Source organism: Saccharothrix sp. NBAS 001 (assembly GCF_056640475.1).
Genome location: NZ_CM153251.1, coordinates 4,109,945 through 4,123,838 on the forward strand (window position 1 = coordinate 4,109,945; position 13,894 = coordinate 4,123,838).

Here is a 13,894-nt window from a genome sequence, read left to right on the forward strand (position 1 = left end):
CCCTACCAATCGCGTGGCCGAACTATGGCGGCGTGCATGCACTTTATCCGGTGTCGGCGGGAATTCAGCGGCCCTCCAGTCGGGGACCCGACAATGGCGCGGTCGTCCCCCGAGTAGAAGGAGAATCCCGCATGAGACGCAGAACAGCGGTCCTGCTCGCAGCCGCGTCGGCCTTGGTCGTCCAGATGGCCGTCGCGCCGGTCATCGCTTCGGCAGCGGCGGATCGGGCTCCGCAGCTCCGTTCGCTCGCGGCTGCCCGCGCTGCCGAGCCCGTGGCGTACACCATCCGCAACGCGTACAGCGGGAAATGCCTGGAGATCGGCGGGTGGGCGACCAACGACGGCGCACCCGCACAGCAGTGGGAGTGCCTCCAGGGGACCAACCAGGCGTGGTTCCTGGACTGGCACCTCGACGGCACCGTGTCCCTGCGCAACGGCAACAGCGACAAGTGCCTCGAAGCCGCGGGCGGCGCCACCTACAACGGCGCGCCTGTCGTGCAATGGACCTGCAACCACGGCACCAGCCAGCGCTGGACCGGATACCAGGCCGCGAACGATTCGGTCCGCTTCGTCAACGCCACCAGCGGCAAGGTGCTGGAGGTGCGGAACTGGGCCACCACGAACGGGGCCGAGGTCGGCCAGTGGGAGTGGCTCGACTACCCCAGCCAGCGCTGGACCTGACCGGCCACAGCGCTCTCCCGACCGACAGTCGCCTTCCTTCTTCGGCGTTGCAGACAGCCGGTCGGAGTGCCGACTTGGTGAGGCTGTGCGGGTTTCCGCTCCCGCTGCCAGTTCGACGGGGGCGGGCGGTTGTCGGCGCGGGCACGCTTGGCCGTGGGGACCACGTTGTCAGGTATCACGGGACAGTGCCGCCTGCGGTCGTGGCGGGCTCAGGCGCGCGTGGTCGCGCTTGCTCCCCCACTGCGACTACGCCTCGCCACCGGTCAGACCCAACACATCTTTGATCTTTTCGTTTCGAAGCGACACATGCTGTTCAGCAACGATCCCACCACTCCCGAAGATCTTCATCAGCTCAACCGACACCTCTTCGTCAAGCAAAGAAGCGTTCGCCTCGATCATCCGATCGATGCTGTCCATGATCTGCGGAAGCGCGAGATTCCCCATTGCTCCCTCCAACTCCGGGGAAGCACCGTCGTCCTCGATACGAGCATTTCCCAGCACTCTCACCTGATCGGCGACGAACGCCGCAGCGGCCAGAAGCGCAAGAAGACGCCCCCGCGCCTCCTCACTGCTCATGCTCGTTTCGTCCCCGTTGAGCACCACATCGACCCGACTGCCAGTCGTACTCTTTTCGGCGCTGTCGCCCCACTTGAAATTGAAGCCTTTCAGCCGACTCTTGATGCGCGGCGCAGCCTTCACGACAGCAATGGCCCCAACTACGCCCACGGCAATTCCCACTGCCACCAAGAGCGCCTTTCCCAACAAATCTTGCCCGTCTTCTTCACCGTCAGGGAGCAGCGTGGCATGCGTTTCCAGAATATTTGTACCATCGCCGCGCACAAGGGGGCTGAACCCACCGGAAGTTCGTGATTGCGAGAGATGCGTTCCGCCTGGACGCCCCACCCACATTTTCTCCCAGACCATCTCGTCCGGTTCATCGAAGGCCATGCATCCACAGTACTGCGGCTACCGACGCTTTGACAGCGGGTACAGGTGCCACTCCCGGGTCCTCCGGATCCTCGCCCCATTGCAGACGGACTCAGATTTCGACATGCCCACTTGGCAGGGAACACCGGCTGCGCGACCACTTGAGCAAGCCTCGAAAACAGCCAGAGCAGCGGTCCACCGGTAACGGGAGGCAGCCGACAGCGATGCAGGCGGTATGCCGATGACCGACCTGACGACAGTGGTGTTGCCACTCTGGGCGGTGCCCTACCGCCCTCGCCGGGAAAGCGTCGACGACCACGAGATCAAGATCCGGGAGCAGTGGTGGCGCAGAGCGATCGGCGCACGTGGGCTGCCCGGCACACCACCGGTCGGGCCGGCGCTCACCCGCGCCGACGTGTGGGCACGGGCCGACGATGTGTTCACGTTGCTGTGGCACGCCCTGGCCTGGGGTTCGGGCAGGCACCTGCGGCAGAACGCACGCAGGTTGGACAGCATCGCCGCCGACGTCCCACGCGCCGAGGAACTCCTGATCGAGGCCGCGGGCAAGTCGCGGCACGATGCCGCCGGCGCGTACGCGGTGCTCTGGCCCGGCAACCGCAGCGCGATCCGGGCGCTGGGCCCGTCGTTCCTCACGAAGTTCCTCTACTTCGCCGGAGGAGGCGACCCGAAGCACCCGTGCCTCATCCTCGACCGGGTCGTGGCAACCGCACTGCGCGACCACTGCGGCTGGACCTCGCTGGATCCCGCCGGCTCCTGGCCGGCCCACACCTACCAGCGCTACTGCGACGTGCTGGCCCGGTGGGCCCGGGAGCACCACTGCGCACGCGACGAGATCGAGCGCACTCTCTTCGACGGCGTTCCGGAGGACCGACTGTGATCATCACCTGTCCGAAGTGCTTCAGCGCCGACGACGTGCGGCCGCCCCTCAGGCTGCCCGACGGCCTGCTGCAGTACCTCTGCACGAACCGGCAAGCACACGACGACCACGAGTGGTTCACCACGAGCCATCAGGTCCAACCCCCGGGGCAAGTGAGCGAAGGCGTGACCGACGACCTCCTCGAACCGCTCGCCCGCTGCGTCGATCCCGACGACCCCTTCCTCGAATACGGCATCGTCGAGCACCGCCTGCGCACGCTCTTCCCCGACTTGTTCGCCGCGCACGTGGCCGAGCGGGGACACTACATGTTGGGTTCCCACGCCTACACCGCCTCCAGCGTGCGCTTCGGGGTCGCCCTCGGCCGACTGGAACGCATGGGCAGCCTCGTCAGCCAGTACGGACCCGCGACAGGTGCCTGGCACTACAACGGCCAGGTCACCTACTGGGCGGCCAAGGCCACGCCGCTGGATCGACGGCGCAAGACCTGGATCGAGTACTGCGCGGAAATCGGCCGCTCACCCCACTGGACCGACGACGACCGAGCCGGTCTCGTCATCCCCGGGTAACCCTTTGTCGCGAAGACAGCGACCGCACGCGGAACGGTCGACCAGAATCGGCCCGCCCGTGTTCTCCCCACGCCTGCGGACCGACTCCGACCATCACACGGACGACCGCCCGGTCGGATCAGCCAGAAGTCGACGGAGTGGGGCGACGTCGCCCCGTCCCCAGAACGGTGTCGAGTTGTAGTCGACGACATAGGCCAGACCGGCGTCGTCGACGACGAGATCGACAGCGCCGTAGTCGATCCGGCAGTGCTCGGCGAACCTCCCCACCGTGGTCCGAACCGATTGCGGCACCGAGCCGGGTGCCATCACGAGCGAACCGTCCGGCGGGATTCTGGCCACCTTGCGATGGTCTTGGTGCGCGAAGAACACCACGGATCCGGCGAGCAGGATCGCCCGGAACCTCTGGCCGGCGGTGTTCGACACGTAGTTTTCAACGATCAGTTCCGGGTCCGTCCAGACCTCGTCGCCGACTTCCCGACGCCGGAGCACAACGTAGTCGGCAGCCTTGGACGCACCGTCGCCCGGCCCGATGCGCTCGCCTTGCTCCCGACGCCGCGCCAACAGGTCCGGCACACCACCGTGGTTCCGGTTCGTCTTGACGATCACCAGGTCGTCCGGACCGCCGTGCCGGCGGGTCACCGTGACCGGCAGGCCGATCCGGGCGCAGGACGCCTGCACCCATCGTTTGGAAATGTCGATGACATCGTGGTTGAGCACGGTGAGGTCGCGGGCTCGCAGACCGGCGGTGAGTTCGCCGCGCTCCTCCGGTAGTCCAGCCGCCCAAGTCAGGTCGACGTGGAAGACGAAAACCGAGATGCCCGGCGGAACAGCGTCCAGCACGTCCGCCGCCGTGTCGCCATGCCGCGCCACCAGGCGGGTCGCCTCCGGCAGCAGTCGCTCGATCAGGTAGCCGGACCAGGAACTGTGGTCGTAGACGACGACCGCACACCCACCGGCACCGTAGATGGACATGGATACATCATGTGCCAACGGAAGCCTGTGTGACACCGGCAGTAGAACGCTCTGTGGATGCCGGCCCCACCGGAGTGCGATCTGCACACACCTACCTTGGCCTGTGTTGTTCCGGGTTCGCAGAGCGGCTTCCATCTCGCGCCACGGGGCATGGCTCGCCGACGCCCCGCGCGCCTCGTCACGATCGAGGCCGGTCGTGGGCTGGAGCGCAACGACCCTGTTCCAGGAGACGGCGTTCCACGAGAAGGAACGATCTTGGCCGGAACAGGGTCGTTGCGCTACCGCATGATCGCTTCTGAACAGCGTTCCAGGGCTGTGCCGTGAGCCCCTGCCCGGCCCGCCGCCAGGTGCTTCAGCGGACTCTCATCGGCCGGGTGAAGCGACCGGTTCGACTACTCGATCCGAGCCCCCGCGTTCGCCCCGGGCCTGACGGAGGCCGTGGTGGCGCGAGCCTCGTTGTCCGCGCCATTGTCGTCGCCCTGCCAGCTGTAGCCGGACACCTCGGCGCGGACTCGGAACGTCACCTGGCCGGACGCCGCGTCCTCCGGCCGATAGGTGTAGGCGAACGGGAACTCGGTGATGCCGGTCGGCGTGGCCGGCACACGTTGCGTGAGACGGCCGATCTCCTTCTCGCCCTCCCCGTTCGCGCCGACGCGGTAGAAGATGACGGTGACGTCGTCCTCACTGCGGGTGTTGGCCACGAAAGCCTTGACGGACTTGGTCTGGCCGGCCCGTGCCGACTGCGGCACCGCCAGCCCGGTCACCGACACGTCGTGCGTCCGGACCTTCAACGTCCGCACGCCTGTGCCGGTGCGGCCGTCGGGGGTCGTGACCGTGGTCGTGACGCGGTAGTCGCCGTCCTTGGTGAACCGGTGCGTCACTTGCCGGTCGGTCACCGGGATGACCGTGCCGTCACCGAGGTCGATGGTGCCGTGGGCGACGGGCTGGTTGATCGGATCGCCCGACGACGCGCCCAGGGTCGTGTCGCGGAGCACGTTCGGGACCTCCGGCCACGTGCTCGTGTTCGGAAGGATGTCAGGGGCGGTCCGCAGGCTGACCTGGAACCCACTGGTCGCCTGCGGGGAGGCGGCCATCCTGATCAAGTAGCTCTCGTTCGCGGCCGCGTGGAACACCGCGCTCGAATACCGGGCCGAGCAGTCTATTTCGGACAGATCGTCGGCCCGGTGGACGCTGATCGTCTGCTCCGAGCCGACCTGGACGAACTTGGCACGCGTGGGCGTGTAGCGGTACCAGACCGACCGGGTTGCTTCAGGAGCGCAGCTCGGCGGTACTTCGCCCTGCTCGGCCGTGGCTCGGGTGAGATCGGCCTGGTGGTCGCCGGGCACGTTCGTCACCGTGGCCGTTGCCCGGTTGTCGTTGGGCTCCGGGGTGGTCTCGCTCAGTGCGAACGAAACCGGGCCGCCGGCGCTCGCGTCGTACTCGACCAGCATGAAGTAGTACGTGGTGCCCGCCTTGGCGTGCACCGTGTAGTTCCCGTTCTGGATGCAGGCACTCGGTTCCAGGGCGAGCGCGCCGCGCTGTCCTGTGTAGACGGCCAGCAGGGTGCCCCACTTGCCGGTGCGTGCCGTCACCCGCAACAGTCCGTCGCGCTGCGCGGTGTACTTCTGCCACGAGGAACCCTCACCCCAGAAGTAGCAGGGGTTCGGGTCGTCGGCGGCTTTGCCGGATCCGTTGGTGTCGATCGTCGTGGTGAACGGCAGCGAGGTGATCTCGGCGGCGGAGTCGAAGTCGTCGCCGGCCGGTGACGCGTGGGCGGCGGGTGCCAGCGCCACGACCACGGCCAACGCGATGGCCGTCAAGCTTGCGCGTCTGAACATGGTTCCCCCTGGTCAGTTCCCGAGAGCGGTGGCGGTGGCCGCCGGGTGGACGGTCGTGGCGGTGGAGATCACCTCGTTGTCCAGCGGCAGCGCGTCCCGCGCCGGGTAAGGCAATGAGACGACGGCGCGGAAAGTCGCCTTGCCCCTGGCTGCGTCCTCAGGTGTGAACGTGTAGGCGAAAGGGAAGGTGACCTTGCGCGTCGGGTGCGCCGGCACGTCCAGCTTCAGCAGGCCGACCTCCTGCCAACCCCAAGCGTTGTACCTGTAGAGCACGACCGTGACGTCCTTCTCCAGGTAGCGGGTGTTCGACACCTGTACGGATATCTGCTTCTGCTGCCCCGCCCGCGCCGAGGACGGCGTGGAGAACCTGGCGATTCCGACGTCGTGCGTCCGCACCACGACGGAGGTCGTGGCGGTGGCGACACGACCGTCCTGGGAGGTCGAGCGGACCGTCACGGTGTAGTTGCCGTCCTTGGCGTAGCGGTGAACCGCCTGCTTCTCGGTGCTCGGCGGCACGCTCGTGCCGTCGCCGAAGTCCCACTCCGCCGTGACCGGCTGGTCGAAGTCATTGTTGTGGTACAGCCTGAAGTCGATGTCCTCGAAGGTCGACCAGTCACCGGACGCGGTGGGACGGACCGTCGTCGTCAGCGGTGGTGCCTCCTCCAGCACCAAGGAGGCATCGGTGGAGGTGTAGAAGCTGTACTGCAACTGCAAGTGGTAGGTCGTGCCCGCCACCAACCGGAACGCCTTGCCGTTCCAGTAGTGGCCCTCCGTGCACCCGAGCGACCGCAGCTCCGGCAGGGACGAGCCTTCGTAGACGGACAGGACGGGGCCGATGCTGTCCGCCCTCACGCGGGCGAGGACGGACTCCGTACGAGTCGGCGTGTAACTGAACCAGACGGTAGGCGCGCCTTCTCGAACACCGGCGCACTTCGTCGCCCAGGGCTCATCCGGTTCGGCGCCGGCCAGCGTGAAATCGGGCTGTGGAGCGCTGAACGGCAACGACGTCACCCTCTGCGCGTCGGCGAAGTTGTCGTTGGCCACCGGTGCCATCCGCTGCACGCTCAAGTTCAACCGCGCTCCGCGACCGCCGTACCCGTCGGCGGCCATGAAGTAGTACTTCTGGCCGGCGGTCACCCGCAGCGTCAGCGGGCCTCCGGGGTTGCTGCACCCGAGAGACCTCAGATCACCGCGACTGCCGACGAGCACCGACAGCTTCACGTCGCGGTCGCTGCCGTCAGTGGAGATGCGGACGATCCCGTTCTCGGCAGCGGTGTGGTGGAACCAAACGGATCCTTCCGCGGGCCACCCCACGCAGTTGGTCGGGTCGTCGAGCGCTCTCGTGGCCTCGGTCCTGTCCACCTGCGCGGTGAACGGCAGTGCCGTGATCGGCGTCGATGTGTCGATGTCATCGTTGTCCGGCGGTGCCGCGTGTGCCACGCCCGGCACCAGCGTCCCCAACAACACGGCCACGACGACCGCGAACGATCTCAACAGAGGCATGCGAAAGCTCCCCCTAGGTCCCCAGCGCCCCCACACCTCCGTGGAGGCGTCCACTTTCTGAATCCGTTCGAGGCCAGGATGTGTTGCACCCCTCGACGCGAATTGCGCCGTTCAGCCCACCGCCGTTGGGCGTGAGCTGCTCACCATGTCGGCTCGCCCAACGGCCCATCCACCACCCTGTTGACGACTGTCGCGCCGCCCGGGACATCCCGTTCCGCTGCCCCGACGCACGTCCGCGCGTTACCAGGCGATAGCAGGCGAGCCTCTGCTCTCCGAGCCGGCCGGCGGCGGTCAGAGGTGGTCGTGGCCTGGGCTGGGCACCGAGGGCGGCAGCCGAACTCCCCACACCAAGCCCTTGTCGCCGATGTTCAACCAGATTGGCGTTGCGCTCGCGTACAGGCTCAGAACCGCGAGCAACGCCCACCCGACGAAGCTGTGCTCGGACACCTCGCGTGGGTCGTCGCGGAGGTAGTGGATCTCCATGGTGTCGCCGGGCCGCTTGTCGTCGTCGGTGTCGATCTCGACCCACGCGGGCAGACTGCCGCCGTCCGGGCCGCGGTAGCTCAGGAGCACCCGGTCCGTCATGGCCCACACGTGCTCGCGCGCAACGATCGTGGCCTGGACCTGCACGCTGCCCGTACCCCACTGCCACGCGCGCACGGCGAAGACCAAGGCCAAGGTCCCGAACACCAGCAGGCAGATCAGGGTCGCCGCGATCCACCCCCGGGTGATTCCGCGCAGCGCGCGCTCCACCACCCTCTGGAAGACGCCCTGCCGGCTGGCCGGAGGCCCCGTCATATCACCGCGCTCCATGACCACCCCACCCCCTCGTCCCAACATTGTGTCCGACGTGCGGGCAAATTCGAATCCGCCGAACGTCGCCAGCGTGCCTGTTCGGCATGCTGTCGCTGCGGCGGGGTAGCGCCCGGCGCGTCCCCCCAGCTCGTGATCATGGACAGGATCGCGTTCCCCTGCCGGGCGACCGCCGGAAGCCGTCAACTCCAGGGGAGGCAACGGCTTCCGGGCTGTCGCGCCGACCCGCACGGCACTGCTACCGGCCCAGGTTGCCTACCGATTGCAGTCGGGGGTCGGTGTCGGACGATCAGAGACCCTTGATCCGTTCGACGAGTTCGTCGCGGTACTCCCGCACCGCCGGCAACTCCGGTTCGTCACCGGTCGCCCGCTTCAACGCGCCTTCCAGGATCTTCAGCCCCTGGCGCTCGTCGCCGTGCGCATCCGCCTGCCTCGCGGCGTTCTCCATGGCTTTGGCGAGCTTGGTCTGCGCGTCGGGTTCCTTGGTGGCCTTGTTGATCCGGATCCAGTTGCCTCCCGGATCGACGACGGTGAACCCGGTGTACCGGTCGTTGCGCAGCCGTGGCCGGGTCATGCGAGGGATGCCGGAGAAGAGCAGTTTTCCGTGCACCGCCCGCATCCCCGCCGCGAAGGCCTCGAACAGCTCGCCGGGGTCCGCCACGATGACCAGGCACGTGCTGTACGACTGCGCCGGGTCGTAGTCGTCCATCCCGAAGAAGTGCAGGTTGAGGTCTTCCCGCCGCACCGCGATGTGCGGGTTCGGCCGCGTCTGCCGGTAGGTGATCTCGAAGCCGAGCATCTCGTAGAACGACGCGATCTCGTCGATGGAAGGACAGGGCAGGAGCGGAATGGTCAGTTCGTTCGCCACCGCCCGAAGCTACGCCCGGACCTGTCGAAACGACACCGAGCTATTTGCTCGTGCGAACACACCGTGACGGATCGACCCGAACCGGGGCGCAGGAGATCATTTAATTCTCACTGAAATAATAGTAAGAATAATAGTAGCCTCCCGGAACGTCCCACAGGATCAGATCGACAGGTCCACCCAGGACAGACTTGTGATCCACAATGGACAATCCAGCGGCCGGCGACGTGCCGCCCGTACGGGCGTGTCGCCTCCGCGACGCACACTCGGGTGTCGACAGGGGCAGACACCGCTTCCCCGCTGTCCACCCGTCCCGGCGGTTGCGTCCAGTGTCGACCGAGTCACGCTGCAAACATGCGTGCAGACCCGCAGCGCCTCGCAGTGCCGGTACGTCCGGCTTCAGTCGGTGCGACGCCACGTGTGCGACGTCCGGCGTTGCTCGCCCTCCAACGTGCGGCAGGCAACCGCGCGGTGACCGCAGCTGTGCAGCGCTACCGCGGTGGGACGGTCCAAAGCGACCCCATCGCAGCCCAGGCGCGCAGCCGCATGCAGCGTTCCACGGCGAACTTCGCAGTCGTCTACGTCGCCGATGGCAACTCCGTCACCACCACCAGGCAGTTCACCAGTTGGAGTGAATTCGGCGTACCCGGAGCGGCCGGGCACGCCGAGCGGATCGCCGTCAGCGCGGCGAACGCCGCCGGATACGGGCTCACCATCGGCGGTGTCGGGCCACCGGTTCTCACGGCACCCGACGACACAAGCCGCAAACGCATTCTCTCCGTCTACACCGAACTCGCCCCGTGCACGGCCTGTCAGAGTTGGCTGGAGAACCACCTGCACGGCGAGGTCCTGGTGACGTGGACCGCCCACTACCAAGCCAAAGGCTCGTTGGCCGCCCACTCGTCCGCCCTGTGGCACTCCCGCAACGACAAGATCGCCGTGCTCGCCGATCTCAAACAGCACGCCGAGGACAACGGGCTGCTGGAGGAGTGGACCGAGGTCCACAAGTACATCGTCGACACCCCGATCCACGGTGACATCGCGACCTCGTACGCGACCGGGCCCGCCGTCCAGCGCTGGGTGGACGAAGTCCGAGGCAACTGGCGACGAGCACTGGACGGTCTGCGGCGGAGGATCACCGACAGCAGGCAGGCGGCCGCGAAGTCAGCCCCCATACCTGCTGCCATCGGCCCTGCACCCCACCTCCTCGGATCCCCCGCACCGGTCGACGTCCGACCAACCGCCCCCTCGGACCACCCACGTCCCGCAACCATCGGACCCGCCCCGACCGGACCCGGCCCACGGCCTGTCGCCCCCGCGACTCCGGCGGCACGTCCCGGCACGCACGTAGCCCCCGCAACCACCACCACGACCACGCGCACCGGGCGAGCCACGACCACGGACCAGACCGGAAAGACGGTGACCAAGGAGGTGACCAAGCGGCGCAACGGGATCACCGTGACCACGACAACCACCACGACCCCGAACGGCACGACGATCACGCACACCGTCAAGGACCGTCCGACGCACCCCACGCCGACGATCAGCAAGCCTCGCCGAACCGCGACGTCGACCACCAAGCGCCGGGGAGCCTCACCCGCCAAGGAGACCTGTCCGGCATGCCGGCAGAAGGTCGAGTACGACAACGACGGCCCGAAACGGCACAAGATCCGGAAAGGACAAGAGGGCGCAGGCCAATTCTGCCCAGGAGGACAGGGCTACCGGGGCCTTGAGTTCCACTGAACCCGCACCCCGATCCGACACCGCTTGCGGCGTCCCGCTGCACCGGAGGCCGCGCTCGGAATGGGCACTCGATCAGCCCGCATACGCGACGAATCCCCCTGGCGCAGTAGCTGCGCACACCGCCGGCCGGTCCGGACCGTCCTCTCGGGGCGGCCCGGACGCCAGCCGAGGTGGGTCAGCCGATCTGCTCGAAGTAGACCGAGGCCACCCACTGCTGCCTGCGCAACTCGGTACCGCTCTCCGAGCGGATCGAGGCGACCGGGCTGTCCTCGCACTCGGGGTCGGTGAACAGGTGGGCGTCGTACCGCCGGGTCAGGTTCGCCGCCGACAACGTCGGAGTGGGCTGGTCGAGGGTCACACACCCCGGCTGGGCGTTGACCTGCTGGTAGAAACCCTGCTGGTTGCGCTCGGCGTACAGCCGCAAGAACGGTGCGGGCGCGACGGCCACCGCCGGAACGGAACCGATCACCACCGCCGCGACCGCGACGACGGCGGGAAGCACAACGCGGGACAGCTTGTTCACCTTGGAATCCCTCTCTCATCGGACACCTTCAAGCCGGCCCACCATCACACCGGGCGCGGCCGGTCGCGCGTGGAAACCCCCAAGTTCCCACGCGCAGGTGATGTGTCTCGTCGGAATGGACACCCGAATACATCGAAGGCATTTGACGAGTCCGACTTCCGAGCACCCGGCGGGGTTCCTCCCGGGCAGGTGCCACCGGGAGGAACCCGAGTCCGCTGCCCCGTGCGACAAGTGCGGGGGTCGCGGGTGCGGCCGGACCTCAGCTCGTGGGCGGCTCCTCCCAGACGGCCAGCCAGACGTCGTTCTCCGCGCCGTCGGGCGAGCAGGTGTACTGGACGAGCGCGTTGCCCAGCCCGGCGCCGTACTGGACGTTGAGGCACTTGCCGCTGTTCTTGTTGACGAACTGGTAGCCGATGGCCTTGCGGGTCAACTTCCACAGCTCGTTGGGCGCGGTGCCGCAGGTCGCCTGGACGACCGGCGCGTCGTTGGCGGTACTGGGGCCCTTGACGTTCAGGCACTTTCCGCTGTTGACGGATCTGAACCTGTAGTACCCGTCAAGGGACGACTGCATCGTCCACCGCTGGTTCTTGTTGCCGGTCCACTGCCACAGGACCACGGGTGCCCCGTCGGCCTGCGAGGACTGCGTGACGTCGGCGACCAGGTCGGCGTGGGCGGCCAGTCGCACCGTCGCCTCCCCGATCTCCGCGCCGCCCGCCTGCGCCGGGGCGCCGGCGGCCATCACGGTTCCGACCGCGACCGCAGCGCACGCCAACATTGCCCGTCGTGATGGGATCATTCCGATTCTCCTCTTCGACGAATGTCCGTCTGGACAATTCCGGCGGCTGTCCGCGCCACCGGATCCAAAGAGGACTCTAGGCTCAATGGAGCATTTGTACATGCGCCAAACGGATTACTGTCGCCACCCGGATGCCCGCCGGACGCAGGTGAGCTGTACTCAGGAATACGCAGACGAGAGCATGCGTCGACTTTCCACCCAATGGCGAATACCGCTGCGGGGCAGCGCACCCGACACGGCGAAAGGGTCGAACGCCGGACCGGCGCGTCGCGTCCGCCTTCTCCTGTCCGCGAAGCGCTTGCGGACCGCGGGCCGGACCGGCTGTTCACCGGCCCGGTCGGACTCGGCCACCCGGTCGGGCCGGAACGGGCTGCGCCGGCCGGCGTGCGGCGTGCTGGTCCCGTCGTACGCGAGCCCGCTGGTGCGATTGGGAGAAACGTCCGCGGATTCCAGACCGGCGGTCCACCGCTCGGATTCCGAGGAGTCGGCGCGGTGATTTCCGGTCTCACTCGGATGGCGGTGCTCCGCCTTGCCGGGCACCTGCAAGGTGGAGTGCGGTCGGCCCCCGGAAACGCATTCCGGGAGACTTCCGCACGCACCGCCTAAAAACCCGCCAGGAGGATCCGGGAATGACCGCCAGCCCGCGGACCGGCGACGCGTTCGGCGAGGTGCTGCGCGCCGCGCTCGCCGAGCACCGGGGCATCGCGCCGGTGCCGTCGATCGGCGCGCGGTCGCCGATACCGGTGCTGGAGATCGTCGAGCGGGACGACGGGTTCGTCCGCGGCGGGCCGGCGGCGTGGTACCTGGCCGGACCGGACAAGTGGTGGCCGTGCGAGCAGAAGGCGTTGGAACGGATGGAGGGCCGGTCCTGGACGTGGGTGCCGGCGCGGGCCGGGTGACCCTGGCGCTCCAAGAGCGGGGCGTGGACGTGACCGCGCTGGACCCCTCCCCCGGCGCGGTCGAGGTGGCCCGCGAGCTGGGCGTCCGGACGCAGGTCCAGGCCACCACCACGCGGTACGCCGGATCCGGCGAGCGGTACGACACGTTGGTGCTGTTCGGCAACAACCTCGGGTTGCTCGGGCCGCGCGACCACGCGCCCGGGTTCCTGGCCGAGCTGGCCGCGCTGGCCCGGCCGGGCGCGCGGATCGTGGCGCAGGGCACCGACCCGCACCACACCGACGACCCGCTGCACCTGGCCTACCAGGAGCGCAACCGGGAGCGCGGTGAGCTGCCGGGGCTGCTGCGGCAACGGGTGCGGCACCGGGACGTGGTGGGCGACTACATGCGGTACCTGATGTGCTCGGCCGAGGAGCTGGCGGAGCTGGTGCACGGCACCGGGTGGGAACTGGTGGACGTGGACGAGCAGGACCCGCCGCTCCTGGTGGCCACGCTCGCGTTCACGGGCTGAGCCGTGCCGCACATCGCCGTCTACGGCCGGGAAAAGCACCTGGGTGCCGTCCGGGACGTGCTCCACGAACGCCTGGTGGAATGCCTGGTGACCGCCTGGGAAATCGCGCCGGACCAGGTTTTCGTCCGGTTCATCGGACTGGCCGACGCGGACTTCCGCTATTCCGACTCCTACAGCGAGCGGTTCACCTACATCGAGCTGATGGCCTTCGAGGGCCGGCCGGTCGCACGCCGCCGGGAATTCCTCCGGCTGCTGTACGAACGTCTCCCCGCCGCGTGCGGCATCCCGCCCGCCGACCTGGAGATCATGATGCACGAGACGCCCCGCCACGACGGCGGTGTCGGGGGCGGCCCGGCCTGACC

15 protein-coding genes are annotated in these 13,894 nt (G+C 68.0%); 7 read left to right on the forward strand and 8 right to left on the reverse strand.

Translation table 11 applies throughout. The annotated features are described in order from the left end of the window. The first annotated feature begins 131 nt into the window (after positions 1–131). Positions 132–680, forward strand: a complete 549-nt coding sequence (locus tag AC0HI0_RS17050; RefSeq protein WP_480933354.1) for an RICIN domain-containing protein — start codon at positions 132–134, stop codon at positions 678–680. 246 nt (positions 681–926) lie between these two features. Here AC0HI0_RS17050 and AC0HI0_RS17055 read toward each other — a convergent pair whose 3' ends face one another. Next, positions 927–1,628: a hypothetical protein gene (locus AC0HI0_RS17055; RefSeq protein WP_480933355.1), complete on the reverse strand. Its 702-nt coding sequence runs from the start codon at positions 1,626–1,628 to the stop codon at positions 927–929. A gap of 220 nt (positions 1,629–1,848) precedes the next feature. Here AC0HI0_RS17055 and AC0HI0_RS17060 point away from each other — a divergent pair, with 220 nt between their 5' ends. After that, positions 1,849–2,505 carry an 8-oxoguanine DNA glycosylase OGG fold protein gene (locus AC0HI0_RS17060; RefSeq protein ID WP_480933356.1) on the forward strand — a complete coding sequence of 219 codons (657 nt, stop codon included), beginning with the start codon at positions 1,849–1,851 and terminating at the stop codon, positions 2,503–2,505. Next, complete coding sequence (locus tag AC0HI0_RS17065) at positions 2,502–3,071, forward strand: hypothetical protein (RefSeq protein WP_480933357.1); 570 nt, start codon at positions 2,502–2,504, stop codon at positions 3,069–3,071. The genes AC0HI0_RS17060 and AC0HI0_RS17065 overlap by 4 nt, the downstream gene beginning before the upstream one ends. A gap of 93 nt (positions 3,072–3,164) precedes the next feature. On the opposite strand, the gene AC0HI0_RS17070 is transcribed toward AC0HI0_RS17065, so the two are convergent. From AC0HI0_RS17070 to AC0HI0_RS17090, 5 genes are all read right to left on the reverse strand, one after another. Then, positions 3,165–4,043: an ATP-grasp domain-containing protein gene (locus AC0HI0_RS17070; protein ID WP_480933358.1), complete on the reverse strand. Its 879-nt coding sequence runs from the start codon at positions 4,041–4,043 to the stop codon at positions 3,165–3,167. Positions 4,044–4,435: 392 nt separating this feature from the next. After that, positions 4,436–5,881, reverse strand: a complete 1,446-nt coding sequence (locus tag AC0HI0_RS17075; protein WP_480933359.1) for a PKD domain-containing protein — start codon at positions 5,879–5,881, stop codon at positions 4,436–4,438. A 12-nt stretch (positions 5,882–5,893) separates the two neighbouring features. Beyond that, the gene (locus AC0HI0_RS17080) at positions 5,894–7,438 is read right to left on the reverse strand and encodes a PKD domain-containing protein (RefSeq protein WP_480933360.1); all 1,545 of its coding nucleotides are present in this window, start codon (positions 7,436–7,438) and stop codon (positions 5,894–5,896) included. Positions 7,439–7,675: 237 nt separating this feature from the next. Continuing rightward, positions 7,676–8,182 (reverse strand): hypothetical protein, encoded by a 507-nt coding sequence (locus tag AC0HI0_RS17085; protein ID WP_480933361.1) that lies wholly within the window; start codon positions 8,180–8,182, stop codon positions 7,676–7,678. Between the two features lie 304 nt (positions 8,183–8,486). Next, positions 8,487–9,065, reverse strand: a complete 579-nt coding sequence (locus AC0HI0_RS17090; RefSeq protein ID WP_480933362.1) for a VOC family protein — start codon at positions 9,063–9,065, stop codon at positions 8,487–8,489. A gap of 480 nt (positions 9,066–9,545) precedes the next feature. Between AC0HI0_RS17090 and AC0HI0_RS17095 the strand changes: the two genes are divergently transcribed. After that, positions 9,546–10,805, forward strand: coding sequence for a hypothetical protein (locus tag AC0HI0_RS17095; protein WP_480933363.1), 1,260 nt, complete (start codon positions 9,546–9,548; stop codon positions 10,803–10,805). A gap of 175 nt (positions 10,806–10,980) precedes the next feature. On the opposite strand, the gene AC0HI0_RS17100 is transcribed toward AC0HI0_RS17095, so the two are convergent. After that, complete coding sequence (locus AC0HI0_RS17100) at positions 10,981–11,328, reverse strand: hypothetical protein (protein ID WP_480933364.1); 348 nt, start codon at positions 11,326–11,328, stop codon at positions 10,981–10,983. A gap of 259 nt (positions 11,329–11,587) precedes the next feature. After that, a complete protein-coding gene (locus tag AC0HI0_RS17105; RefSeq protein ID WP_480933365.1) occupies positions 11,588–12,124 on the reverse strand; it encodes an RICIN domain-containing protein in 537 nt (178 codons plus the stop codon). Positions 12,125–12,753: 629 nt separating this feature from the next. On the opposite strand from AC0HI0_RS17105, the gene AC0HI0_RS17110 reads away from it, so the two are divergent. From AC0HI0_RS17110 to AC0HI0_RS17120, 3 genes are read left to right on the forward strand one after another with little or no spacing between them, the layout of a single operon-like run. Continuing rightward, positions 12,754–13,023, forward strand: coding sequence for a hypothetical protein (locus tag AC0HI0_RS17110; RefSeq protein ID WP_480933366.1), 270 nt, complete (start codon positions 12,754–12,756; stop codon positions 13,021–13,023). Continuing rightward, on the forward strand, positions 12,999–13,532 hold the full coding sequence (locus AC0HI0_RS17115) for a class I SAM-dependent methyltransferase (RefSeq protein ID WP_480933367.1): 534 nt from the start codon (positions 12,999–13,001) through the stop codon (positions 13,530–13,532). Before AC0HI0_RS17110 ends, AC0HI0_RS17115 begins: the two co-directional genes overlap by 25 nt. Positions 13,533–13,535: 3 nt before the next feature. Then, on the forward strand, positions 13,536–13,892 hold the full coding sequence (locus AC0HI0_RS17120; protein ID WP_480933368.1) for a tautomerase family protein: 357 nt from the start codon (positions 13,536–13,538) through the stop codon (positions 13,890–13,892). Positions 13,893–13,894: the final 2 nt, after the last annotated feature.